At 72.6% G+C, this 22,475-nt stretch carries 23 protein-coding genes; 7 read left to right on the plus strand and 16 right to left on the minus strand.

All coding sequences use genetic code 11. The features are described 5' to 3' along the window. Window positions 1–185 precede the first annotated feature (185 nt). Window positions 186–1,565 carry a wax ester/triacylglycerol synthase family O-acyltransferase gene (locus HNR21_RS08990; protein ID WP_182704833.1) on the minus strand — a complete coding sequence of 460 codons (1,380 nt, stop codon included), beginning with the start codon at window positions 1,563–1,565 and terminating at the stop codon, window positions 186–188. Window positions 1,566–1,749: 184 nt separating this feature from the next. On the opposite strand from HNR21_RS08990, the gene HNR21_RS08995 reads away from it, so the two are divergent. The 3 genes from HNR21_RS08995 to HNR21_RS09005 all read left to right on the plus strand — a co-directional run bounded on the left by HNR21_RS08995 (window position 1,750) and on the right by HNR21_RS09005 (window position 4,071). After that, entirely contained in the window at window positions 1,750–2,727 is a 978-nt protein-coding gene (locus tag HNR21_RS08995; RefSeq protein ID WP_182704834.1) for a CapA family protein, read from the plus strand. A 41-nt stretch (window positions 2,728–2,768) separates the two neighbouring features. After that, window positions 2,769–3,278: a GNAT family N-acetyltransferase gene (locus HNR21_RS09000; RefSeq protein WP_220500097.1), complete on the plus strand. Its 510-nt coding sequence runs from the start codon at window positions 2,769–2,771 to the stop codon at window positions 3,276–3,278. 169 nt (window positions 3,279–3,447) lie between these two features. Next, window positions 3,448–4,071, plus strand: coding sequence for a LysE family translocator (locus HNR21_RS09005; protein ID WP_220500098.1), 624 nt, complete (start codon window positions 3,448–3,450; stop codon window positions 4,069–4,071). 147 nt (window positions 4,072–4,218) lie between these two features. Here the strand turns inward: HNR21_RS09005 and HNR21_RS09010 are convergent, their stop codons facing one another. The 5 genes from HNR21_RS09010 to HNR21_RS09030 all read right to left on the minus strand — a co-directional run bounded on the left by HNR21_RS09010 (window position 4,219) and on the right by HNR21_RS09030 (window position 8,417). Beyond that, window positions 4,219–4,662, minus strand: coding sequence for a protein-tyrosine phosphatase family protein (locus HNR21_RS09010; RefSeq protein WP_182704836.1), 444 nt, complete (start codon window positions 4,660–4,662; stop codon window positions 4,219–4,221). A 44-nt stretch (window positions 4,663–4,706) separates the two neighbouring features. Continuing rightward, window positions 4,707–5,261 carry a dihydrofolate reductase family protein gene (locus tag HNR21_RS09015; protein ID WP_182704837.1) on the minus strand — a complete coding sequence of 185 codons (555 nt, stop codon included), beginning with the start codon at window positions 5,259–5,261 and terminating at the stop codon, window positions 4,707–4,709. Window positions 5,262–5,334: 73 nt separating this feature from the next. Continuing rightward, window positions 5,335–5,646, minus strand: a complete 312-nt coding sequence (locus HNR21_RS09020; RefSeq protein WP_312880929.1) for a TIGR03618 family F420-dependent PPOX class oxidoreductase — start codon at window positions 5,644–5,646, stop codon at window positions 5,335–5,337. Between the two features lie 399 nt (window positions 5,647–6,045). After that, a complete protein-coding gene (locus HNR21_RS09025; RefSeq protein ID WP_182704838.1) occupies window positions 6,046–6,942 on the minus strand; it encodes an RNA polymerase sigma-70 factor in 897 nt (298 codons plus the stop codon). 278 nt (window positions 6,943–7,220) lie between these two features. Beyond that, complete coding sequence (locus HNR21_RS09030) at window positions 7,221–8,417, minus strand: NAD(P)/FAD-dependent oxidoreductase (protein ID WP_182704839.1); 1,197 nt, start codon at window positions 8,415–8,417, stop codon at window positions 7,221–7,223. Window positions 8,418–8,663: 246 nt separating this feature from the next. On the opposite strand from HNR21_RS09030, the gene HNR21_RS09035 reads away from it, so the two are divergent. The 4 genes from HNR21_RS09035 to HNR21_RS09045 all read left to right on the plus strand — a co-directional run bounded on the left by HNR21_RS09035 (window position 8,664) and on the right by HNR21_RS09045 (window position 12,039). Continuing rightward, window positions 8,664–9,086 carry a hypothetical protein gene (locus HNR21_RS09035; RefSeq protein ID WP_182704840.1) on the plus strand — a complete coding sequence of 141 codons (423 nt, stop codon included), beginning with the start codon at window positions 8,664–8,666 and terminating at the stop codon, window positions 9,084–9,086. A 62-nt stretch (window positions 9,087–9,148) separates the two neighbouring features. Further along, on the plus strand, window positions 9,149–10,132 hold the full coding sequence (locus HNR21_RS36580; RefSeq protein WP_376766619.1) for an ATP-binding protein: 984 nt from the start codon (window positions 9,149–9,151) through the stop codon (window positions 10,130–10,132). Window positions 10,133–10,411: 279 nt separating this feature from the next. Further along, window positions 10,412–11,182 carry a protein-sorting L,D-transpeptidase LdtCP gene (locus HNR21_RS09040; RefSeq protein ID WP_312880930.1) on the plus strand — a complete coding sequence of 257 codons (771 nt, stop codon included), beginning with the start codon at window positions 10,412–10,414 and terminating at the stop codon, window positions 11,180–11,182. Window positions 11,183–11,277: 95 nt separating this feature from the next. Continuing rightward, window positions 11,278–12,039: a choice-of-anchor P domain-containing protein gene (locus tag HNR21_RS09045; protein WP_182704842.1), complete on the plus strand. Its 762-nt coding sequence runs from the start codon at window positions 11,278–11,280 to the stop codon at window positions 12,037–12,039. A 143-nt stretch (window positions 12,040–12,182) separates the two neighbouring features. On the opposite strand, the gene HNR21_RS09050 is transcribed toward HNR21_RS09045, so the two are convergent. From HNR21_RS09050 to HNR21_RS09095, 10 genes are all read right to left on the minus strand, one after another. Continuing rightward, window positions 12,183–12,857 carry a TetR/AcrR family transcriptional regulator gene (locus tag HNR21_RS09050; RefSeq protein WP_119726810.1) on the minus strand — a complete coding sequence of 225 codons (675 nt, stop codon included), beginning with the start codon at window positions 12,855–12,857 and terminating at the stop codon, window positions 12,183–12,185. An 89-nt stretch (window positions 12,858–12,946) separates the two neighbouring features. Then, window positions 12,947–14,119 (minus strand): hypothetical protein, encoded by a 1,173-nt coding sequence (locus HNR21_RS09055; RefSeq protein ID WP_182704843.1) that lies wholly within the window; start codon window positions 14,117–14,119, stop codon window positions 12,947–12,949. Window positions 14,120–14,129: 10 nt separating this feature from the next. After that, window positions 14,130–15,410, minus strand: coding sequence for an MCE family protein (locus HNR21_RS09060; RefSeq protein ID WP_182704844.1), 1,281 nt, complete (start codon window positions 15,408–15,410; stop codon window positions 14,130–14,132). Beyond that, complete coding sequence (locus HNR21_RS09065) at window positions 15,407–16,414, minus strand: MCE family protein (RefSeq protein WP_182704845.1); 1,008 nt, start codon at window positions 16,412–16,414, stop codon at window positions 15,407–15,409. The genes HNR21_RS09060 and HNR21_RS09065 overlap by 4 nt, the downstream gene beginning before the upstream one ends. Beyond that, window positions 16,411–17,439: an MCE family protein gene (locus HNR21_RS09070; RefSeq protein WP_182704846.1), complete on the minus strand. Its 1,029-nt coding sequence runs from the start codon at window positions 17,437–17,439 to the stop codon at window positions 16,411–16,413. The genes HNR21_RS09065 and HNR21_RS09070 overlap by 4 nt, the downstream gene beginning before the upstream one ends. Then, window positions 17,436–18,473, minus strand: coding sequence for an MlaD family protein (locus HNR21_RS09075; protein ID WP_182704847.1), 1,038 nt, complete (start codon window positions 18,471–18,473; stop codon window positions 17,436–17,438). The genes HNR21_RS09070 and HNR21_RS09075 overlap by 4 nt, the downstream gene beginning before the upstream one ends. Beyond that, window positions 18,470–19,516, minus strand: a complete 1,047-nt coding sequence (locus tag HNR21_RS09080; RefSeq protein WP_182704848.1) for an MCE family protein — start codon at window positions 19,514–19,516, stop codon at window positions 18,470–18,472. The genes HNR21_RS09075 and HNR21_RS09080 overlap by 4 nt, the downstream gene beginning before the upstream one ends. Further along, entirely contained in the window at window positions 19,513–20,535 is a 1,023-nt protein-coding gene (locus HNR21_RS09085) for an MCE family protein (protein WP_182704849.1), read from the minus strand. Before HNR21_RS09085 ends, HNR21_RS09080 begins: the two co-directional genes overlap by 4 nt. After that, the gene (locus tag HNR21_RS09090; protein WP_182704850.1) at window positions 20,532–21,401 is read right to left on the minus strand and encodes an ABC transporter permease; all 870 of its coding nucleotides are present in this window, start codon (window positions 21,399–21,401) and stop codon (window positions 20,532–20,534) included. The genes HNR21_RS09085 and HNR21_RS09090 overlap by 4 nt, the downstream gene beginning before the upstream one ends. Then, complete coding sequence (locus HNR21_RS09095; protein WP_312880931.1) at window positions 21,398–22,195, minus strand: MlaE family ABC transporter permease; 798 nt, start codon at window positions 22,193–22,195, stop codon at window positions 21,398–21,400. The genes HNR21_RS09090 and HNR21_RS09095 overlap by 4 nt, the downstream gene beginning before the upstream one ends. Between the last annotated feature and the right edge of the window lie 280 nt (window positions 22,196–22,475).

Consider the following 22,475-nt stretch of genomic DNA (forward strand, 5'->3'; position numbering starts at 1 on the left):
CCGCCCCACCGGTTGGGTCGTCCGTGCGGCGAACGCCAAGGCCTGGCGGGCCTGGCGGGAGTTAAAGGCCCAGGTGCCCGGCAACTGCGATCGGTGCTGGCTGGACATCACCCGCGACCCCCGCCGGATCGATGACCGCCAGCACCCGCTCAAAGGCTCTCTCGGCCGACGGCGGGGTCAGGGAGTCACCGGACCCGGTATGGACTGGATGAGCGCAGGTCGGTGAGGGCCTCGGGGATGGCGGAGGCCAGGATGTCCAGGTCGGGGGTGGTGTCGAGGTCGCCGGTGATGCCGAAGTAGAGGCGGCCCACATAGGAGAAGATCGCCGCCGTGATGCCCGCGCCCGCGGCGACGGGGACGTACGGGTACAGGGCCAGGACCTTGCGGCCCGCCACGTACAGGGGGTCCTGGGGGCCGGGGACGTTCGTGACCGCCGTCTGGAACACGCTGCGCGCCACCGCCATCACCGCCCGGGAGGCCGGGGCCAGCAGGGTGGGGGCGGTCCCGGCGAGGCGTACGAGGGCGTCGGCCCCGGCGGCCTGGTGGGTGTCCTTGAGCTCGTTCATCTGGGCGCGCAGGGCGGCCAGCCGCAGACGGGGGTTGGACTCGCCGCAGGGGAGCTCCACGACCACGCCGGAGACCCGGTTGCCCAGCGGGGCTCCGCCGCCGCGGACCGAGACGGGCACCAGGCAGCGGACGCGGGTGCGGTCGTTGAGCTCGCCGCGCGCCGTGAGGAGTTCCCGGAAGCCCTGGGTGACGGCGGCCAGGATGACGTCGTTGACGGTGCCGCCCAGCTCGCGGCGGACGGCCTTGGCGTCGTTCAGGTCGGCCTCCGCCGTGATCCACCGGCGGTCCGGGCCGGCGGGACCGCGCAGGGACGGCACGGACTGCCGGGTGATGTGCTCGACGGTGTGCGGCAGGCCCCCGGCGAACTCACGGGCCTCCCGCAGCCCCTCCGCGCGCGGCGGCCGCGCCAGCCGCCGGGCCAGCGCCCCCACCGGGCGGCCCACGGTCTGGCCCAGCCCGTTGAGGGCCAGCGCCAGGCGGGACGGGCCGGGGTCGGCGGGCGGGGGCACCGGGTCCGGGTCCCGTTCGGGATCGGGCTCCGGGTCGAACAGCGCGGTCAGCAGGTCGCTGCCGCCGACGCCGTCGACGACGCAGTGGTGGACCTTGACGATCAGCGCCCACCGGCCGCCGGCCAGCCCTTCGGCCACCCACATCTCCCACAGCGGCCGGGCCGGATCCAGCCGCCGGCTCATGATCCGCCCGACCAGGTCCTGCAGTTCCCGCATGCCGCCCGGCGCGGGCACGGCGGTGCGGCGCAGGTGGCGGTCGAACGAGAAACGGGGGTCGTCCACCCAGACCGGCGTTCCCAGGTGCAGCGGGACGGTCCGCACCCGCTGCCGGGCGCGCGGCACCCGCGGCAGCTTGGCGGCGATGACCCGGGTCATCTCCTCGGGGCCGGGCGGCGGCCCCTCCATCACCGTGATCGAGGCGATGTGCAGGGGCTCCCGGTCGCTCTCGGCGTACCAGAAGCCCGCGTCCAGCGCGTTCATCCGATCCATGGCAGATCCCTCCAGCGGGCTTATTGCCGTCTCCGGCCGCCTTACGCGGAGCCCGCCCGTGCCATGGCGCACGGTTTGCGGGCCGTTCCGCCACCGGGTGCGCTGACCTGCGAAAAAACGGGTAGGACGGGACAAAACGGGTCGAATGGACGGCCCGTATCCCGTCGATCCGAGGTGAGGACGCATGTCCATCACGCTGGCGCTGGCCGGCGACACCATGCTGGGACGCGATGTGGCGGAGCGGTTGGCGGTGGTCTCCCCGCACGACCTGTTCGCCGCGGCGGTGCGGGACCGGTTCGCCGCCGCCGACCTGGCCGTCCTCAACCTGGAGTGCTGCATCTCGACGCGCGGCCGCAAGTGGACCTCGCCGGGCAAGATGTTCCACTTCCGCGCCCCGCCGAAGGCCGCGGACGCGCTGGCCCTGCTGGGGGTCGACTGCGTCAACCTGGCCAACAACCACGCCCTGGACTACGGGTACGACGCGTTCGCCGACACCCTCGAGCACCTGGAGAACGCCGGGATCGCGGTGGTCGGGGCGGGCCTGGACGAGCGGCGCGCCCGGGCCGGCACGGTCCTGGAGGCCCACGGGATCAGGGTCGGGGTGCTCGGGCTGACCGACCATCCGGTCGAGTTCGCCGCCGGACCCGACCGGCCCGGCGTGGCCTACGCCGACCTGTCCTCGGGGGTGCCCGCCTGGGTGAAGGGCGGCATCGCGGCGCTGCGCGCCCGGGCCGACGTCGTGCTGGTCACCCCGCACTGGGGGCCCAACATGATCGCCGAGCCCCTGCCGTACGTCCGCCGCGCCGCCGTCGAACTGCTGGAGTCCGGGGCCACCCTGATCGCCGGTCACTCCGCGCACGTCTTCCACGGCGTGTCCGGCCCGATCCTGTACGACATGGGGGACTTCATCGACGACTACGCCGTGGACGCCGACCTGCGCAACGACCTGAGCCTGCTGTGGCTGGTCGACCTGGACGAGCGCGGCCCCCGCGAGGTCACCGCCGTTCCCCTGGCCCTCGACTACTGCCGCACCCGGATCGCCTCGGAGAACGAACGGGCCTGGATCCGCGACCGCCTGTCCGTCGCCTCCGCCGAGTTCGGCACCCCGGTCGAGGAGCACGACGGGGTCTTCACCATGCACATGGCCGTCCCCGCCCAGTGACCCGGCGGCCCCCGTCTCCACCGTGTGCGAAGATCTTCGGCATGGCCGAGGTGCGGATCGCCGAATGCCGTGAGGAGGACGTGGACCTGCTCGAACGGCATATGCCGTCGCCGGGCCGCAGCGCCTTCCACGCCCGGCGTCATGAACGGCAGCGCCGGGGCCTGAGCACCTACCTGGTGGCCTGGCTGGACGGCGTTCCGGTCGGGCACGGCGAGATCCGCTGGAACGGCTGCGACGCCCCCGAGGTCCGCGCGCGCCACCCCGGCTGCCCCGAGATCAACGCCCTCGCCGTCTGGCCCCCCGAGCTCCGCTCCCGGGGCATCGGAACGACCCTGATCCGCGCCGCCGAGCAACGGGCCCGGCAACGCGGCCACGCCGCGATCGGCCTGGGCGTCGAGGACGGCAACCACGCCGCCGCCCGTCTCTACCTGCGCCTCGGCTACCAGGACCACGACTGCCCCTACCTGAACCGCTACGACCACCTGGACCGGCACGGCGTCCGCCACGAGGTGGTCGAGCACTGCCGCTTCCTGGTCAAACCCCTGCCCTGAGCACCCGGATCAGACCGGCACCGCCCGCACGCTCTCCCTCGCTTCGGGCGTGACCCTCACCGGGTTCGGCCGCATCGACATGCCGCCGACGCCGGATTCCGGTCGGACATCGGGGAGGAAAAAGGCTTTTCGGGGTGGGGGTGGGGTGTGTCAGCATCGAATGATGCCGGTGGATCAGAGACTGCTCGTGCTGTTCACGGTGACCACGCTGATCGCGATGGTCACTCCGGGGCCGGACATGCTGTTCGTGCTCGGCTGCGGGATGCGGGGCGGTCCCCGGGCCGGTCTGCTGGCGACGGCGGGGGTGGCCGTCAGCGAGGCGATCCACATCGCGGTCGCCGCCGTGGGCCTGGCGGCGCTGTTCGCGGCCGTTCCGGTGGCGTTCACGGTGGTGCGGATCCTGGGCGCGGCGTACCTGATCTACCTGGGCGTCCAGATCATCCGCAAACGCCGTCGGGGGATGGACGAGCCGGTCGCCGGCAGGGGGATGTCGGACCGGCGCGCGTTCGTCAGCGGACTGGTCACCAACCTGCTGAATCCCAAGATGGTGACGTTCACGATCGCGTTCCTGCCCCAGTTCGTCGACCCGTCCCTCGGGCGGGTGTGGCTGCAGTTCGCGATCCTCGGGGCCGTCATGATCGCGCTGGAGTTCCTGGTCGACGGCACGGTCGGCGTCCTGGCCGGGCGGATCGGCGGCTGGCTGCGCACCCGCCACAAGGCCCGCCGCCGCATCGACACCGCCACCGGCGGCATCTTCATCGGCCTCGGCGTCCGCCTGGCCGCCGAACGCTGACCGCTCCCGCCGCCGTCCGCAGGGCGCGCCCTGCCGCCCACGGTGAACGTACGTGATCACACACTGAACGCCGACCGCGCGTTCCCGTGACGGCCCCGGCGTCGCCGTCCGTGGCGGTGTCTCACCGGGCTCGGTGGACGTACGTGATCACGCGCTGGTCGCCGGGCGGGGGAAGCGTTCGACGAAACGGCGTTGCCAGGGCGTCTCCACGGCACGGGGCCGGTAGTGCCGCCGCACGTAGGAGACCGCCTCGCCGGGCGGGACCCCGTCGAGCACGGCGAGGCAGGCCAGCGCCGTGCCCGTACGCCCGACGCCTCCGCCGCACGCGATCTCCACCCGTTCCGTGGCGGCCCGTTCCCACGCCTGGCGGAACGCCAGCACCGCGTCCTCCCGGTCGGACGGCAGCCGGAAGTCCGGCCAGCGCACCCACCGGGACTCCCAGTCGACGGACGGGGGCCGCCGCCCGAGCAGGTACACCCCGAAGTCGGGCCGCGCCCCCTCCGGAACGGGCCGCCGCAGCCCCCGCCCCCGGACCAGCCGTCCCGAAGGCAACCGCAGCACGCCTTCCGCCTCGGCGTCCCAAGCACTCATGCCACGAATCTAAGCGGCATATGGGCCGGGATGGGCGGGTGCCGTCAGGAGACCCCGGCGGAGTCGTTCCGGACGGTGTAGTTCAGCACGACGACCCCCGACTGGCGGGCGTGCGTGCCGATCAGGGTCAGCGGCGTCTTGGGGTTCTCGCGGAACGGACCCAGGGGCCGGCCGACGACGACGGGGTGCACCGCGAAGCGGAGCCGGTCGAGGAGGCCGTGTTCGAGGAGGGTGTGCGACAACCGCCCGTGGCCGAAGACGACCAGGTCCCCGCCGCCCTCCTCCTTGAGTTTCCGGACCTCGTCGACCACGTCGCCGCGCACGATCACCGAGTTGTTCCAGTCGGCCCGCTCGAGCGTGGAGGAGAACACGTACTTGCGGATCCCGTTGATCGCGTCGGCGAAGTCCCCCTGCTGGCCCGGCCAGCGCCAGGACAGGTCCTCGTAGGTGCCGCGGCCCATGAGCATGGCGTCGCACCCCTGCAGGAGTTCGAACGCCTCCTTGAGGAACTCGTCGTCGAAGTAGTCCAGGGCCCACGAGCCGGGGTCGTTCACGACCCCGTCGAGGCTGATCAGCGTCGACTCGATGATCTTGCGCATGCGTCGTCCTTTCGGATGGATGGGGATCTGCCCGCGGTGACGTGCGGGGGTCGGCGGTGCGGGAGTTCGGGCGTCAGCTCTGCCGAGCGTTGGGGGCGGGCGGCCAGACGTGGACCTTGTCCGCGGTGACGCGCACGGCCACCCGCGCGGCCCCGGGCTCCGGCGGCGGCTCCGCGCCGCCCATGTACCGGTCGTACATCTCGCGCAGGAGCACCTTGCCGGGGTCGTCGGTGATCGTCACCGTCCCGCGGATCTCCACGTACGCGAACGCGTCCGCCAGCACGAGCAGGCTGACGCGGGGATCGCGCTCCATGTTGCGGGTCTTCAACCGCCCCCGGATCGTGCTGAACAGCACCGTGTCGCCGTCGCGCCTGACGAAGATCACCGAGGACTGCGGCCGTCCGTCGGCGTTTCGTGGTCGCCAGGATCGCGGTGTGCGGCCCGTCGAGCAGTTCGCGGGCGGTGGCGGGCAGGGTGACGGTCACGGGTCCTCTCCCCGGTCGGCGCGGGTTCGGGGCGCGACGGGCGACCCCGCCAGTCGAGCTCCGGACCGGCTCGGGTGAGCCGGTCCGTTCATGCAGACCCGGCAGGGGACCGGGAGGAATCGCCCACCGGGCAGGTGTGGCCTGGATCACTCAACGGATGGCCGGTGGCCCGCACGATTCCTGGAACGCGTTCAGCCTCGGGCAACTTCTGGGGTACGCCGGGACGCTTGGCGTGACTTTCCCAGTTCCGATGCCGGCCGGCCCCGGGGAATCCCGGGCGGCCGTTCCGGCACCGGTGTTCATCGCAGGGTGAGCGGGGTCTCGGATTCGACGTGGGTCAGCTTCTCGGGATTGCGGACGTAGTAGAGGCCGGTGATGCGGGCGTCCTCGACACAGATCGCCAGGACGCCGTCGAGTTCGCCGTCCAGGCGTACGACCAGTGCCGGTTCGCCGTTGACCACGGTGGGGTCACAGGTGATCGCGCCCTCGACCCTGCCGGAGCCGCCGAGGTAGAAGCGGGCCACCTTCCCGGCGCCGACGACCGGCCGCGGCGCGGCCCGCTTGACGCCGCCGCCGTCGCTGACCAGGACGACCTGCGGGGCGAGCACGTCGAGAAGGCCCTGCAGGTCCCTGGTCTCCAGCGCGCGCCGGAACGACTCCACCGCCGCCCGGGTCTGGCTCGGGGAGACCATCCGGCGAGGGCGGCGGGCCTCGACGTGCCGGCGGGCGCGGTGCGCGATCTGGCGGACGGCCGCGGGGCTCTTGCCGACGGCCTCGGCGATCTCGTCGTAGCCGACGTCGAACACCTCGCGCAGCACGAACACCGCCCGCTCGGTCGGCGCCAGCCTCTCCAGGACGAGCATCATCGCCATCGACACGCTCTCGGCGAGCTCGACGTCCTCGGCCACGTCCGGTGTGGTCAGCAGCGGTTCGGGCAGCCAGGAGCCGACGTACGCCTCCTTGCGGCGCTTCATGGTGCGCAGCCGGTTGAGCGATTGGCGGGTGGTGATCCGCACCAGGTAGGCGCGCTGGTCGCGGACCTGCTCCACGTCGATCTCTACCCACCGCAGCCAGGTCTCCTGCAGGACGTCCTCGGCGTCGGCGGCCGATCCGAGCAGCTCGTAGGCGACGGTGAACAGCAGGTTGCGGTGGGCGACGAACGTCTCGGTCGCCGGGTCGGTGGCGCGTTCGCTCACCTCCGGAGCCCTCTCGGCGGGCGGTCCTGGTCGCCGGCGGCCTTCACGCGATGCATCCACAGCCGGGGTCCTTCTCGTTGGTAGCCGTTCGGTCCGATCCATCGGGTCGGTGCGGTCGAGAACGAGACACCGCCCGGCGCACGGCTGTGACACATCGAGCCGCCGGCGGTCCGATCCTCGCAGGACCGCCGACGACCGCATGTCGTGCGGCGCCGCCCTGCGATGAGGGCGCCGCCGTACGACACGGGAGTCCAGATCCGTTGACGACGAGTGCCTGGCTAGGCGATCCGTCCAGCGGCGGCCGGCGCCTGGCCGCGCCTGGCCCGCAGCAGTTGCCGGCGCTTGTCGCCCTTGGGCCAGGTGTGCGAACCGGGCTTGCGCGCCTCGTCCACCAGGTGCTTGACGCTGTACTCGCAGGAGAGCTCCTTGAGCTTCGCGCCCGCGCGGCCGCCGATGTAGAGCCTCATCGCGGTGTCGTCCTTGTGGGCGAGTTGGAAGATGGCGGCGCGACGGCCCAGGCTGATGCACATGGCGGGGAACGACAGGTCGACGGGCGCAGGGTGCTCGCCCGCGATCCGGGCCAGCACCGTGTCGGCGGCGTGCGCGCCCAGGCAGCCCGCGGCATAGGCGCTCATCCGGAACGGCAGGTCCGACGGTGCCGCCGAATCCCCGGCGGCGACGATGCGTTCGTCGTCGACGCTGGTCAGCGTCTCGTCCGTGAGCAGGCGCCCGGCGGCGTCGGTGCGCAGCCCGCTGCGCGCGGCCAGATCGGGCACGCCGAATCCGGCGGTCCAGATGGTGACCTCGCTCGGCAGCTCGCGGCCGTCACCGAGCCGGACGGCGTCGCGCGTCACCGCCGTGACCTCCGCGTCGGGGCCGTCGAGCACGGTCACCCCGAGCCTGGCGAGCCGCCTGGAAGCCGTGCGCCGTGCCCGAGGATGCAGGTACGGGCCGAGCACGCCTCCGCAGACCAGGGTCACCCGGCGGCCCTGCTCCGCCAGCTCGGCGGCGGTCTCGATGCCGGTCGGGCCGCCTCCGACGACCGTCAGCGCGGCCGTTGCGGGCGCGGCGTCCAGGACCGACCGCAGCCGCCGCGCCGCCTCCAGGGTGGCGATCGGGTAGGCGAACTCGGCCGCTCCGGGCACACGCCGGTCGGTGCTGCCGCTGCCCACCGCGTAGATCAGGTAGTCGTAGCCGACCGTGCCGCCCTCGGCCAACGTCACGCTGCGCCCGGCCGCGTCGATCCGGGTCACGGTGTCGACGACCAGCCGGACGCCCTCGGCCAGGACCTCCCGGTAGTCGACGACCGCGCCGTGGGATCCGCCCACCAGTTGGTGCAGGCGGAGCCGCGCGACGAAGGTCGGGCGCGGGTTGATCAGCGTCACGGTCACGTCGTCGCGCTGCGTCAGGCGATTGGCCGCCATCACACCGGCGTATCCACCGCCGACCACGACCACCTCGGTGTTCCCGCTCATGGTGCCTCCTCCGTTCGAGGGATTCGGCCTCAAGACACCGTGCGATCGATCGCTGTGACAGCGCGTGAGACAGATCACCCCACAGGCGGCCGGTGGCCCGCACGGCTCCTGGGAACGCGCTCGGCCCCGTGCAACTTCTGGGGTACGGCGGGGCGCCGGGCCGACAACCGGGACGGTAGGCGGCGGCGGGCAAGTGTCGGCCCCGGGCCGATCCGCCGGGGCAGGGCGCGTTCCTACGTTCGGGACATGGACACCGGCAAGCACGTCCCCGGTCCGGGCGCCCGAGTGCGCGACCGGATCAACTGGCCCCTGGTCTGCCTGCTCACGGGCATCGCCCTGATCCGGCCGCTGTTCTCCATCGCCGGATGGAGCGACGCGCTGGGCAGGCCCGCCACTCCGCTGATCCTGACCGCCGCGATCTCGCTGGCCTGGATCCTCATCCCCGCCCTGACCCGGGCCCGTGAGCCCGTCCTGACCCTGGTCTGCGCCGGGGTGGCCTACGCCGCCGCCTCCATCGTGCTGAGCGGGATCCTCTCGCCCATCCTCACCGGCGAACTCCAGGGCCCTCTCGCCCACCCGGTCGCCATCCTCCCCATGACCCTGATGAACGCCCTGTGGGGAACGGCCTGCGGCCTCTGCGCCCAGGCCCTGCAACACCTCCGCCGCTGACGGGGATCTTCGCGCTCCGGTGGCGTGATTGTCTCGGCACACAGTGTTGCCGCCAGTCGATGATGGCGCCGGGTCTTTTCTGGAGTCGCCATGCAAAAGTCGACACGTCATGTGAATTTCACGGGTGCGGGCGAATCGGTGTCCGGGGTGCGGTACGGCGTATCGCCGATCGGGTGGTGCCGGCGGCCGAACTCGGATGTGTCAAGTGGGAGGCCCCCATTGACGACACGGCGCGCCGGTGGGCGTCGCTCCACCTGCGGCAATGGGGTGCGGAAGGGCTGGTGGGCGACACCGAGACGGTGCTCACCGAACTCGTCACGAATGCCGTCCGGGAAGAAGCCACAAGAGTCATCGTCCTCATCGAGCCGTACTGTGGCCTAACGCAGATCGAGGTCTGCGTATGGGACGACGCGCCAGGTCAGCCGCGTCTACCGGAACCCGGCCCCGACGCACAGGGAGGAAGGGGCCTGTTCATGGTGGACGCCCTCTCCTCCGCGTGGGGGCACCATCCACTGGCCCTCGCCCCCGGATGTGCGGGCAAGTCGTCTGGGCCCGTATCAATGGCGCGGAGGCCCCATGACTACAGGAGAACTCGTCCGCATAACCCTTTCCCTAGGGGGCGGGCACCTCATCGTGCTCACCATGGGGCTGCTGTACGGGTTCATCCTCGGTCTGGGCAGAGCGCAACACCCCGCCTATGTCTATGCGCCGACAGGGCCCGCCCCTACAAGGAGAACGACCCGCGTTCTATGAACGTCGCTACGGAGCGAGCCGCCGGGGCGCGGGGAGCCTTTGACACCGGCACATTGGAAACGAGAGGGGGGCGTACCGGTGCCGCCCGCCCGGTGGGTCAACGGGCCTGCAGGGAGTGGGACCACTGGGCGAGGTGCTCGTCCTGTTCGCCCGGGGTGCCGATGAGGTCTTCGGGGGCCAGGCTGAGGAGGTTCGCGGTGTCGGACAGGGAGGCGGACCTGCCGGGTGCAGGAGGGGCGCCGTCACGAACGCCTGCCCCGCATTCCTTCCGGAAGAGACCGCACCCAGGGTGACCGGTTGGAGGGCGGGCGGAATTTCCGGCGGACGGGGCGTCCGGGGTGCCGCGGTCATCCGGGATGGAGCGGACATGTGCAGGTCAGAGGGATGATCGCGGGGCGGGTAAAGCGGATTTTGCCGTCACGGGTTCGACTGCTTACCGTGATTGAGGTGTCACGCCTGGTAAACCTGGGACACCCGTGCGACACCAGTCGCGTTGAGTGACCGCCCCCTCTGCCGGGGTGTCCCGGTTTGGAGTTCTCGTGACCGATCGTTCCCCAGGGATATGCCATGCCGTGGGGCGTGCCCGCCGGTGGCGGCGTGCCCTGGCGGGTGCGGCCTGCACGGTGGTGGTGGCGGGCTGCGGCGGGGGCGGCGGCCCGGCGGCCCGGCCCTCCGCCGGGCCGGACCTGACCAGGCTGCCGCAGGCGACGACGTTCACCACCCTGCGCGGCCTGCCGCAGGACCCCGCGCCGCAGGCGGAGACCGACGGCACGGTGGTGCACCCCGCGACCCCCGTGGAGGTGGCGGCCCGTCCCGGCGGACCGGCCGTGGCGGCGCTGCCGGACCGGCAGCTCGACGGCCCGACCTGGGTGCCCGTCGTGGCCGCCCGGGCCGGCTGGCTGCAGGTGCTGCTGCCCAGCAGGCCGAACGGGGTGACCGGATGGGTCCGGGACGACGGCAGGCTCACCGTCGCCCGCACCTCCCATCTGGTCAGGGTGGACCTCGCCCGGCGGCGGCTCACCCTGTGGGAGTCCGGCCGCAGGACCGGGGCCTGGACGGTGGCGGTCGGCGCGGCCCGGACGCCCACCCCGAAGGGGCGGACGTTCCTGCTCGCCCTGCTCAAGCCGGCCAGGCCCACGTTCAGCCCGCTGATCGTGCCGGTGGGGACCCACTCGGAGACGCTGGAGACCTTCGGCGGCGGCCCGGGCACCGTCGCCTTCCACGGCTGGCGCGACGCGTCGGTCTTCGGCAAGGCCGTCACGCACGGCTGCATCCGGGTGCCCGGCGACGCCCTGACCAGGCTGAGCCGGATCCCGCTCGGCACCCTCGTGCTGGTGACCTGACCGGCCCGACACGACACCGGCCGGGCCGCAGCGGTCCCGGCCGATCACGAAGACCCCTTCCCCAATCCCGACCGTCGACCTCTCAAGGAGGAAGCGTGCGTTTGTCATCCACGGCCCGGACGGCCGCCATCGCCGGGGTCCTGGTGGCCCCTGTGGTCATCGCCGGCGCGCCCGCCGCGTTCGCCGACAAGACCGGCGCCAAGAACCACGGCTCGGCGTACGGCCTGACCGCCGACGGGCTGGTGACCCTGCCGGCGACCCCGCAGGTGGCGGCCACCGGCAAGACGCCGCAGCGCAAGTCCGTCGCCGACCTGCCGCCGAACTCGCTGGTGAACGCCTCCGGGCTGAACGCCTCGGCGCAGCGCGACTCCGGCCGGGCCAGCGTGTCCGACCTGAACGTGGCCCAGCGGCTGCTGCAGGCCGAGACGGTCAGCGCCTCGTGCAACGCCCGCAAGGGCAACGCCACCCTGGGCAACGCGTACCTGAACGGCAGGCGCCTGGCCGCCAACCCCAAGCCCAACAGCAAGCTGCAGGTGCCCATCGACGGCGTCGGCGAGGCCTCGGTGGTGCTCAACAGCCAGCGGCGCAACCCGCAGGGCGGGCTGACCGTCACCGCCATCGAGCTGAACCTGCCGTCGGCGAACGGCAAGCCGCAGCGCCTCGGCATCGCCTCGGCCACCTGCGGTGCCGCCAAGCGGATCGGGCACCAGGTGCCCAAGGCGCCCAAGGCACCCGAGAGCCGGCCCGAACAGGGCCACCACACGGGCGGCAACAAGGGGCAGAGCGGGCTCAACAGGCCCGCCGTCGTGGCCCCGGCGCCCACCCCGGTGACCAAGGACCTCGCGGTCACCGGCTGACACCCCGCCGCACCGCGCCCTCCCTCGCCCGTCCCGCGGGCGGGGGAGGGCGCTCCGCGTTGTCGGCAGGGCGACAGTCCGGGTATGCGCCGGTCGAGGCCGGTGCCGCGGCCTTCGGGGCGTCCGGCTTCACCCCCGCGCGTTCAGACGGTGGACGGGGACGTCTCCTGGTCGCTGCGCACGACGTCGGCCACGAGCTGGGGAACGACCTGCTCGGTGATGTAGAGGACCGTCCGCTCCAGCAGCATGTGCACCTGCGCCCGGGTCAGCCGCCCGAACTTCAGCCACTCCCGGGTGGTGGCCTCCGCCATCCCGGAGAACCCGCGCAGCGCCGAGCGCACCTCGTCGTGCTCGGCGGCCAGCGGCGCCAGCCCCACCACCTCGCAGACCCGGTCCACGGCGCGGTCGCGGGCCTCGTCCAGGATCCGGCCCAGCTCCGGGTCGCCGCCGGAGGCCATCATGTCCAGCGCCGTGATCCACGTGCCCCGGTTGCGCTCCAGCAGTTCCAGCCAGCCGTCCAGGGCCTGGGTGACGCGGCTGCGGACGCTGGCGCCCTCGACGAACGCCGGCACCGGCAGCGGCGGCACCTGCAGCATGTGCTGCACCGCCGCCAGGTACAGCTCCCGCTTGGTGCCGAAGTAGTGGTTGAGCAGGCCCCGGCTGACGCCCGCCGCGTCCGCGATCTGGGTGCTGGACACCGACTGGTACGGGTACTTGCTGAACAGCTCCCGGGCGACCCGCAGGATCTGGTCGCGCCGCTCGTCGGGCTCCTTGCGCACCCGGCGCGTCGTCTCACCGCCGACCGTGGCCTTGCTCATCTACGCCCTCACCGTCGTCGGGCAGAGCCCGGTCGCGTCACTGGAACTGGTGGTCATCGTCGTTTCGACCATACTCCGGCCGGCTCCGGTCATCGGCCCGGCGACGCCGACGGAGCCGGGGTCGCGTTCCCCCCGTTCGAACCGTTCGAGCCGTTCGAGCCGGACATGCTCTCGTTGATCGTCCCGATGGACGACACCTCGGTGACCTTCCACTGGCCGCCCTGGCGCACCAGGCTCATCTCCAGGTACGAGCCCAGCACCCGGCGGGTCCCGGCGGTGCTCTTGACCTCCGAGTCCAGCACCACGACGGCCTTGGCCGTGGTGGCGTCCACGTCGTTGACGTACACGTCGCGGACGGACGCGGTGGCGTCGGCCTTGAGCCGGCCGATCACGCCCTCCAGCCCCCCGGTGAACGCCACGTCGTAGGTCTTGGCGAAGTCGTCGGAGGCCATGGACATGACCTTCTGGCGCGCCGCCTTCAAATCGTCGTGGTCATAGCTCAGCAACGCCACCCCGAACTCGGCCGCCCGGGTCCGCACCGCCTTGCGCGCGGCCTCCTCCTCGGCCATCCCGTCCGCCCGGTGCCACTGCAACCCGGCCACCACGATCGCGGCCGCCAACGCCACCAGCACCGCCCCCTTGACCAGCACCGCCCCCGAGGGCCTACGCCGCCCCCCACCACCCCGGCCCTTCGCGGCGACCGGAGCCTCGTCGTCGGCCGGAACGTCGTCCTCACCCTTCGTGACGGCTCGGACCTTGCCGTTTTTCCCTCCCGCGGCACCCCGCGCCTTGTCGCCCTTGCCCTTCGCAGCGACCAGGGTCTCGTCAGCGTCCTCGGTCTCGTCGGCTGCGGAGATCGTCTCGTCGGTCGCTTCGTCGGCCGGAGTGTCCTCCTCGTCCTTCACGACCGCCCCGGTTCTGTCGCGCTCGCTCCTTTCGGCGGCCGAAGTCTTGCCGCCCTTGGCCTTCGCGGTGACCGGGGTCTCGTCAGCGTCTTCGGGTTCGTCAGCGGTGGAGGTCGCGTCGTCGGTCGCTTCGATGGCCGGGGTGTCGTCGGCCTCGTCCTTTGCGGTCGTCTGGGCCTCGCCACCCTTGATCTTCGTCGCGGCCGGGGGCTTGTCGGCGTTCTCGCCTTTCGTGGTGGTTCGAGGGGTGTCGTTCCCGGGCTCGGCCGGGGGGTTCCCGGTGTCTTCGGGGGTGGTGGTGTCCGAGGGCCTGGGGGCGGTTTCGTCGCCCAGCCAGGTCATGGTCTTGGGGGTCATGGATCTCTCCTCAGCGGCCGGAGCGGCGGCGGATCAGGGTGCGGAGGGTCCGGGCGCCGACCGCGATGACGACGAGGGCTCCGAGCAGGGGCGGCAGGAGCGGCAGGACGCCGGAGACGGGGGAGCCGTCCTTCTGGTCGGTGGTCTTGCGGAGGGCGGTGGTGCCGCCCTGGCCGGGCTTGCCGCCGCCGGGTTCGGCGTTGAACGCGCCGGCCTGGTCGGGGTCGGCGCCCTCGGTGGCGGGGCAGACGCTCAGCGGCCGGGGGGTCGGCCTGGGGCGGGGCTTGGCGAACTCGGCGCCCTGGTCGGAGCCGGAGCCGGCGATGGTGATGACCGGCATGACCCGGGCGTAGCGGTGGCCGCCCTCCTTGACGGTGATGTCGGACACCAGGGCCTTGAGGGTGGGGACCATCTCGACCAGGTGGTCGATGCGGGCCTCGTTCCGGGGGCTGAAGATCGGCTCGCTGGGGGTGGACACCGCCGTCAGGAGGCAGTCCAGGCCCGGCCGGGCCTCCGACAGCAGCTTGTTGACCTGCTCCAGGAAGCCGGGGCCCTCCTCCAGGACGGTGTCGAGCCGCTGCCTGGACTGGCGGATCGAGCCGGTGACGGTCGCCAGGTTCTGCACTCCGGAGGCGAGCTGCCACCGGTGGTCGGCGAGGGTTCCGGTGAGCTGGGTGAGCTGCACCGACAGGGCGTCCAGGGTGGACGCCTCGGCGGCCAGGGTGCCGGTGAGCCGGTGGGTGTCGGCGATCAGGTCGCGGAGCGAGTCGTCCCGTCCCTCCAGGGCGGTGGCCGTCTCGTGCACCAGGGTGCGGGCGTCCTCGGGGTCGACCGCGTCGAGGGTGTCGCCCAGCGAACGGAACAGGTGCCGGTAGTCGGTGCCGCCGGCGGTGCGGCTGAGCGGGATGTGATCCCCGGCCCGCAGCGGGCGGGGCTCGGCCGCGGACGCGGGGGGCGGGGTCAGCTCGATGTACGGCTCGCCGATGGCGGACTTGCGCATCACCCGGGCGCCCGCCGTGGACGGCACCTGGGCGTGGCGGTCCAGGTCGATGCGGACCTCGGCGTGGCCCGGCTTCAGCTCGATGGCGCCGACCTTGCCGACGCGGACGCCCAGGTGGGTGACCTCCAGCCCGGGGTTCAGGCCGGGGGAGGAGGCGAAGTCGGCGGTGACCGGCACCGGGCGGCGCAGCGCGTCGATGTCGATCAGGCTGCTCGCCGCCCAGATCGCCAGCACCACGCCGAGCGCGCCGAAGAACACCAGGTTGACGACGATGCGGCGGTTGTGGTTCACGGTCGCGGCTCCAGCAGGTCGCGCAGCGGGCCGGGGGCCTGCGCCGCGGACGCGGGGGCGCCCTCGGCGGGCAGGAAGCCGCGCAGCCAGATGAACATCAGCCCCTGCCCGCCGTACGACACCGAGGGGCCCTCCAGCACCTTGAGCACCGACAGGGTCAGCGCCTTGAGGTCCTCGCGGCCCCGGACGGCCGCCTCGATCAGCTGGTCGGCCTGGCGCAGCACGTTCTCCAGCCGCTCGCCGTGCCGGAGCTGGATGTTGGCGTTCACCGACTCGGCCATCTCCAGCAACTGCCGCACCGCCCGTTTGAGCTGGGCGCGGTCGGCGGCCAGCCGCCGCGTGGCGAGCCGGATGTTGCCGGGCAGCCTGTCCAGCTCGTCGTGCCCGGCCTCCAGCGTGCCGCCCAGCCGGGCCATGGCGTCCAGCGCCCGGGCCAGGTCGGCGTTGGCGGCGGCGTAGCTGTCGGTGACCTCGGCGGCCTTCCTGATCAGGGCGTTGAGCTGCCTGCCCTTGCCGCCGATCGCGGTGGCGCCCGCGGTGGTGATGGTCTCCAGGTTCCGCCCGCCGACGGCGGCCAGCAGCGGCCCGACCCGTTCGGTGATCTGCTCCAGGTCGGGCTGCACCGAGGTCTGCGTCAGCTTCGCCCCGTCCGCCAGGAACGGGCCGGTGCGCAGGTCGCGGCCGGGCGGCGGGGTGAGCCGCACGTAGTTCTCGCCCAGCAGCGAGGTGCGGGAGATCATCGCGGTGGTGCCGGCGGGGACCCGCCGGCCGTCCTCCAGCGACATGGTGACGGTCGCGCGGTAGCCGGTCAGCTCGATGCCGGTGACGGTGCCGACCTTGACGTCGGCGATCTGCACGCCGTGCCCGACGGTGAGGCTCTGCACGTCGTCGAACGTCGCCGTCAGCTCCATGCCGCCGCGCGGCGCGCCGAGCGTCTGGAGCGAGCATCCCGCCGTCGTCCCCAGGGCCAGCGCCAGGGCGACGATCGCGCGCCGCGCCCTCATCGCGCCCCCTCGGTGCACCTGCCGAGCTGCGGCTCGTCCTCGATGCACGGGACGGTGCCCCAGCCCATCGCGGTGAACAGCGGCTGCAGCCAGGCCCGGACGGTGCCGTGCACGATGATCCGCACGGTGGCGGTGTTCCGGTCGCGGTCCCACGCCTGGACGGCCACGTCGGCGAACCGCCCGAGCGCGGCGATCGTCTGGTTGAGGGCGCCGGCGTTGGCCTTGAGCGTCATGACGATGTTGGACATGTCGGCGACGGTGCCGGGCAGCGTCTCCCGGTAGGCGGTGATCAGCACCTCGCTGCGCTGGATCACCGCCGCCAGGCCGCTGACGAACGCCTGGAGCCGCTGCCGTTCCTCGGCCAGGGTGCGGCTGGTGGCGGAGAACGAGTCGATCAGCCCGGTGAGCCGCTCGTCCCGTTCGTTCAGGGTGGTGGCCAGGGACCGCAGCCGTTCGGCGACCCGCACCAGCCGCCGGTCCTGCGCGGCCAGGTCGCCGGTCAGCGTGGCGGCGGCCTGCAGGCCCCGGTTGACGTCGTCGCCCTTGCCGCGCAGCCCGTCGGCGCCGCTCTCGACGGCGTCGCCGATGGTCCGCGCGTCGAGGGAGTCGCCGAGCCTGCCGAACGCGTCGAGCGCCTCGTCGACCTCCACCGGCAGTTCGGTGCGCTCCACCGGGATGACGGTGCCCGGCCCGGCCTTGGGCTGTCCCCGTCGCCAGGCCGGGTGCAACTGGACGTACCGTTCGCCGAGCGTGTTGGCCGACACGATCGCGGCGTGGACGTTCGCGGGCAGCGGCACCTCCTCGTTCATCTCCAGGTCGACCCGGACCCGGCCGCGTTCGGCCGTGATGCCGGTGACGACGCCGGCGTCGGCGCCCATCACCTTCACCCGCGACTGCTCGTACAGCGACGTGGTCTTGGCGAAGTAGACGGTCACCCGGTAGGCGCCGTCCCCGCCGGCCACCGAGCATCCGCCGGTCGCGGCGACCAGTGCCAGCCCGGTCGCCAGCGCGGTCAGTCTTCTCATCGGGCGGCTCCCTGCTGCCGGGCGAGACGGGCGAGGCCGGCCAGGTCCTCGGGTGACAGCGGGCCGAGCCCGGTCGCCACCACGTCCAGCCAGGGGCCCCGGCCGCCGACCGAGGACAGGCCGCTGAGCGTGGGGCCGGCCCAGGCCAGCAGCGCGTTGAACTCGTCGCTGGCCGGGCGCAGCGCGGCCAGCGTGGTCTGCAGGTCCTTGATGATCGACTTGAGCCTGTCCTGCTGCCGGTCGATCAGCCGGGTCATGGCGGTGACGGTGGCGTCGCCGCCGCCGAGGAACGCCGACAGCTCGTCGCGGCGCAGCTCCAGCTCGTCCAGCATGGCCTGCACGTTGTTCATCAGGGTGAGCAGCTGCCGTTCCTTGCTGTCGGCCAGGGCGACCAGCCGTTCGCCGTTGTCGAGCAGTTTGCGGATCTGCGGGTCGCTCTCGTTGACGGTCTCGGCGAGTTCGGTGAGGTTGGTCAGCGCCCGGCTCAGCCTGCCCCGGTCCCGCTCACTGAGCCCGCCGAGTTCGGCGACGATGGTCTGGATCGAGCGGGTGTCGAGCCTGCGCACCGCCCGGGTGGAGGTCTTCAGCACGTCGTTGAACGTGGTCGGCACCGCCGTCCGCTCGACCGGGATCCGCCGCCGGTCCTCCGGCAGGTCGGCCATGTGCGGCGCGGCGACCGGCCCGGACAGCCGCAGGTACCGGCCGCCCAGCACGGTGGCGACCTGCACCTCGGCGCGGGTGCCCGTCCCCAGGTCCACGTCGGAGTCGACCTCCCAGGCGACCAGCACCCGGCCGTTGGTCCAGTCGGGCCTGACCTCGGTGACCTCGCCGACCGCGACGCCGGCGACCCGCACCTCGTCGCCGGCGCGCAGCCCGCCGGTGTCGGTGAAGATCCCCGACATGGCGTAGCGGTCGCGCAGCAGGCCCTCGGTGCCGACCAGGTACACCGACGCCACCAGCAGGGCCAGGAGCCCGGTGGACACCACCCCGACGGTGATCTTGTTGCGATCACGGAACGACTTGAGCGCCATCATCCGCCTCCGACGATCAGCCGTTGCAGTTCGGGAACGGTGTCGACCCGGCCGGTGCCCTCCCGGTCGGCGGGCAGCCGGGTGGGGTAGGGGCAGGGCGGCGCCGCCAGCGTCAGGCAGGGGGCGGCGACCTCCATGTACTCGCCGTTGTCGACGGCGGCGAAGATGTGCTCCAGCTTGGGCCGGGCCTTCTCCAGGACCTCGCGCACGGCGTCGTGGTTGCGCCGCATCCCGGAGGTGAACACGCTGAGCCGGGCGACGATCTCCTCCAGTTGCCCGGCGTTGCGGGCCAGCACCGCCTCCGAGGTCCGCGCCATCTTCGCCAGCTCCACCAGCGACCGGTCGATCAGCCGCCGGTTGTCGGTGAACGCGTGGCTGAGCGTCACCATGTCGTCGACGGTGCCGGCGATCTGCTTGTCGCGGCGGGCGATGATCTCGCTGACCGTGGCGTAGTCGGCGATCATCTGCCGGAGCGCCCGGCGGCGCTGGGCGAGGGTGGCCGACAGCGTCTCGATGTCGCCGATCAGCCGGTCGACGTCGGCGGCGTTGCCGTCCATCGCCTGCGCCAGCGAGGCCAGCAGCTCGTTGGCCTGCGCCCCGTCCAGGCTCGCGGTCAGCGGGCCGAGCTGGTTGATCAGCTCGCCGCCGTCGACCACCGACCTGGTGCGGGCGATGTGCGCGCCCGGCCGCATCATGGTCCGGCTCGTGCCGGGCACCAGGTAGACCACCCGCTGTCCCATGGCGTCGCGCCAGCGGATCGCGGCCTGGCTGTCGGCGGGGATCCGCACCGGGTCGCGGACGGTCATCGTCACCCTGGCCCGGCCGTTGACCACCTTGATCTCGTCGACCCGGCCGACCGGGGCGCCGGCGATCTTGACCTGGTCGCCCTCGGCCAGGCCGCTGGCGTCCTCGAAGGTGGCGCTCAGCGTCCAGCCGCCGGACAGGTCCACCCGGGCGATCTGGGCCCCGATGAACGCGGTGAGCAGCCCGGTCGCCGTGACGTACAGGACCAGTTTGAGCAGCAGCCCGCGGCGTCCGGCGATCATCGTCCCGCACCTCCCGGCCCGCACAGCCCGACGATCAGCGCGCACGGGTCGTTGGGCAGCCAGCCGTGCACGCCCATGTAGTGCTTGCCGTCCGGGCCCGGGATGGTGGTCAGCTCCCCGTAGATGGGGAGGATCTGGTTACCGGTGCGGACGGCGTCGCCGATGCCGGGGAGCTGCCGGTAGATGATGCCGACCGCCCGTTCCCCGGAGCGGAAGCCCGCGCCGAGCTGGCCGCCGCGCCGGTCGAACCCGTGCGCCACCAGCGCCGACAGTTCCGCCAGCCGGTCGGCGAACGAGCCCAGCCGGTCCTCGCCGCCCGCCGCGACCCCGGTGATCAGCGTGTTGGCGTCGCCGGTGATGGCGACGACCTCGCCGGAGAACCCGGCCACGGTGGTCACCAGGTCGGCCCCGTCGGCCAGGAAGACGCGGGCGTCGTGGCGGTGCCGGTGCGCCACGTTCAGCAGCACCTCGCTCTGGTCGATGGTCCGGCGGATCCTGGGGCCCTGCCCGCCGAGGCCCTGCGCGAGGGTGTTCATGATGACGGCGACCTCGTCGGGGTCGATCGCGGCCAGCGCGGAGTCGACGTCGCCGAGCAGGTCCGACAGGTCGCGCGGATCGGCGGTGCGGGCGATGTGCGCGCCGGAGGCCAGGAACGGCCCCTGCCGTTCGTGCGCGCCGGGCAGCAGGTTGACGTACTTGGGGCCGAACACCGACGACGGCTCGACGACGGCGGTGACCGTGTCGGGCACCCGGACCCCCGGGTCGATCGCCATGGTGACCCGGGCCCGGCCGGCGGCGGTCAGCTCCACCCCGGTCACCCGGCCGACGTCCACGCCGCGGATCTTGACCGGCGCGTCGCCGGACAGTCCCTGCCCGGCCCGGCCGAACTCGGCGGTCAGCCGGGTCCCCTCGGGCGCGAAGGGCTCGGTGACCAGCGTCCAGGTCAGCGCGGCCACCGCGGCCAGGGTGATCGCGGCGATCACCAGCCGGCGGCCGAGCGGCAGGTCCTCGGCGTTCATCCGGTCAGCCTCACCGTCTCGCCGTTGCCCCAGAACACGTAGGACAGCAGCAGGTTCAGGGTGACGATCACGATGATCGACAGCCGGATGGCCCGTCCGGTCGCCCGGCCGACCCCGGCCGGGCCGCCGGTGGCGTAGTAGCCGTAGTAGCAGTGGATGGCGATCACCGCGAAGGCGAACACCGCCACCTTGACGCAGCTGTAGACCAGGTCGATCGTCGGCAGGTAGAGCTGGAAGTAGTAGTCGTAGACGCCCGGCGCCAGGTCGAAGAACCGCGTGGTGATCAGCCGGGTGGCGAAGAAGCTGGCGAACAGCGCGATCAGGTACAGCGGCACCAGCGCGATCAGCGCCGCCAGCACCCGGGTGCACACCAGGTAGGTGAACGACCCGATGCCCATCACCTCCAGCGCGTCGATCTCCTCGGAGATCCGCATCGCGCCCAGTTCGGCGGTGAACGCCGACCCGCACTGCGCCGCCAGCGCCACCGCGGCGATCACCGGGGTGATCTCCCGGACGTTGGCGAACGAGCCGACCAGCCCCATGAACGACTCGGCCCCGATGCTCTGCAGCCCGGTGTAGCCCTGCAGCCCGATCTCGGTGCCGACGAAGAACGCCATGGTGAAGATCACGAAGATCATGCCGCCGCCGACCACGGTGGCCCCGGCGCCGACCACCACGTCGCTGACCTGGCGGGCGACGACCTTGCCGTACTTGCGCCGCCAGATCAGGTCGCGGCCGATCCCCAGCAGCACCCGGCCGACGAACAGCGGCCAGTCGGCCAGGTCGCCGGTGCGCCGGACCGCGCCGGTCGCGGTGCGGACGCCGCCGCGCACTCCCGCGCGGCCGGTGGACAGCAGGCCGTTCATCCGACCCTGGGCGGGAACGCGACGAAGTACACCGTCGAGATCACGTAGTTGAGGGCGAACACCAGCATGAACGCGACCACGATGGCCCGGTTGACCGCGCGGCCCACCCCGACCGGGGTGGAGGCGCAGGCCATCCCCATGTGGCAGGCCACGATCCCGGCGATCATGCCGAACAGCCAGGCCTTGAGCAGGGTGACCACCAGGTCGGAGGTCTGCAGCAGGGAGACCGCGCCGTCGAAGTAGGCGCCCGGGGTGACCCCCTGCAGCAGCACGTTGAACACGAACCCGCCGGCCGCCCCCGACAGCACCACCAGCGACACCAGCAGGGTGGAGACCAGGCTGGAGGCCCACAGCCGGGGGGTGACCAGCCGGTGGATCGGGTTGATCGCCATGACCTCCATGGCCGACAGCTCATCGCGGATCCGCCGGGTGCCCATGTCCGCGGTCATCGCCGAGCCGCCGGCCCCCGCGATGATCAGTGCCGCGGCGATCGGCGCGACCTCGCGGACCAGCCCGACGATCACCGCGCCGCCGGTGGCCGACTGCGCGCCGAGCTGCGCGGCGACCTGGCCGACCTGCAGCGCCACGGTGGCCCCCAGCGGCAGCGCCACCAGGATCACCGGGAGGCTGGTGACCCGGGCCAGGAACCACGCCTGCTCGACGAACTCCCAGAACCAGCTGCGGACGTCCCAGGTCCGCCGGAGCCCTTCCAGCGCCACCACGAACAGCTCGCCGACCTCGCTGAGCAGTCCGTGGATCCGCACCGGTACCTGTACGACGGCCAGTGCGCTCACCTCCTAGATGCCGCAGGGGCGTTGCGACTCCGGGGAACGACCCCGGGCGGGTGGGAGAGGCGGACGGACGGCCGGGCGGTGTCGTCCGCGTCACCCTCGGGCGTCCTGCGGGGCAGCCTAGAGAGTTATTGGCGATCTGCCAATAGTCTTTTGGACAAGATGTCCACCAAGGCGCCGGCCGGGGTGGAGGACCAGATGGCGCGGCCGGTCGGCCGGGCCGCGTAGACTGCTGGCGAGCGCCGGGAATTTCTCCGGCGCCCCGCACGCTGTACGGTGTGGT

This window comes from Thermomonospora cellulosilytica, assembly GCF_014138835.1.
GTDB lineage: Bacteria > Actinomycetota > Actinomycetes > Streptosporangiales > Streptosporangiaceae > Thermomonospora > Thermomonospora amylolytica.